General features: G+C 67.9%; 1 protein-coding gene. It reads right to left on the bottom strand.

The window, feature by feature from the left end; genetic code table 11:
- Positions 1–44 precede the first annotated feature (44 nt).
- Positions 45–1,475, bottom strand: a complete 1,431-nt coding sequence (gene tnpC / locus D7X96_RS38965) for an IS66 family transposase (protein WP_121771993.1) — start codon at positions 1,473–1,475, stop codon at positions 45–47.
- Positions 1,476–1,580: the final 105 nt, after the last annotated feature.

The following is a 1,580-nucleotide window of genomic DNA, read 5'->3' as shown; positions in this document are numbered from 1 at the left end:
GTAAGCGTTCACGGGGGGCTGAAGGCCGCGAGCGTGAGCTGAGATTATGAGCCGGGCAGGAGCGAGGGCGCGGGAGTGCCGTGGAGATGGGCTTCGAGGGACGCCGTGAGAGAGTCGAGCACGTTGCGCTCCTGCTTCCGGAGGGTCATCACGGCCGTGAGGATACGCTCGACGAAGCGGCTGCCGTCCTCGCTCTGGGTGCCAAAGCTTGTTTTGCGCCAGATGACTGCATGGCGCAGGTCCCTCTCGGCGAGGTTGTTGGTGGGCTCGACGCCTTCGGTATAGACGAACGTCCAGAGGGCGTCCTTGAGCTTGAGGATTTCCCTGGCGGTGCCGGCCACTTTCTTCGGGCACACGTCCGCGGCCTCCGCCAGCAGCCGCTCCACCTCTCGCATCAGCGGTCGCATCTTTCGCTGGAAGGTGGCGCGCGACAGCAACCCATCGCGTGCCAGGTGCCACCATTCGAAGAGGACGAAGACTTCGGCCAGCAGCAACGCTCCCAGCCGCTTCGCCTCCCCGCCGCGCTCGACGAAGCCCTCGAACTCACGCACCAGATGGGCCCAGCAGACCTGCCTCCTGAGGGCGTGCACCCAGTTGTAGGCACACCACCTGTCAGAGATGAGCGTTCCTTGAAAGCCCTTGCCCAGCATCGACTGGGCGACGTCCTTGCCGCGACTCTTGACGATGCGGAAGACGGCCACGGACGCGGTGCTGGCCACCCACAGCCAGGCCCTGGCATGCTTTTGCCACCACCCGGTTTCATCCTGATGCACGGCCGGCTGCGTCCGGACATACGCGCGGGCCTCGTCTACTGGCGCCGCCAGAGCGCTGCTCACCGCCTGCTCAAGGTTGCTGACGCTGCCGAGTGCCAGCTCCACGCCCAGCACGTCCTCCAGCAACTCCTGCACCCGCCGCTTGGACAAGCGGAAGCGCCCGGTGCAAAGGGCGATGAAGCTTGTCAGGCGCGGACCGAAGGTGCCCTCGGGCACTCCCGTCGGCAGCGGTGCGCAGCGCCAGGTGTCGCAGCCGGCGCACCAGCCCGCGTGCAACTCGTACTGCTTCACCTCGGGTACGACGCGCGGCAACTCCACCACCTGGTGGATTCGTGCGGGAGGCGTGCTCTCCAATCGCAACAGGGGCCCGCTGCAGCCCGTGCAACGCTCCGGGGCGGGCACCGCCACCACCTGCGTCACCTTGTCCGGCGGCAGCAGCTCGCGCTTGCGGCCCTTGTGTCCGGGCTGGCCTCCGGGCTTGCGCCCCGTCGGCTCCGACTTCCTGGGCGGCGTACCGGGTGGGTCCGAGGACGGAGGCTTCGAGGAATTACGCGAGGTGCTACGCAGCCGCGCCTCCAGCTCCGCGATGCGGGCCTCCTGCTGCGCGATGCGCGCGTCCTGCTGCTCGATTCGCGCGAGCGCCGCGCTCAGCAGTCGCTCCAGTTCCGCGATACGCGCATCTCTGGGGTCGGGCGTGGCCACGTCCCAGTATTTCTAATCCGCCCCCCGCCCACGTCTAGCGTGGTGAGGCCCACCGTTCGCTGCCTCACTGACCCCGCAGGCGAGCACCACCCGTGAACGCTTACC

The organism is Corallococcus interemptor (assembly GCF_003668875.1).
In the GTDB taxonomy this organism is placed as follows: Bacteria; Myxococcota; Myxococcia; order Myxococcales; family Myxococcaceae; genus Corallococcus; species Corallococcus interemptor.
The sequence above is the reverse complement of the archived record's forward strand: the minus strand, read 5'-3'. Positions and strand labels throughout refer to the sequence as shown.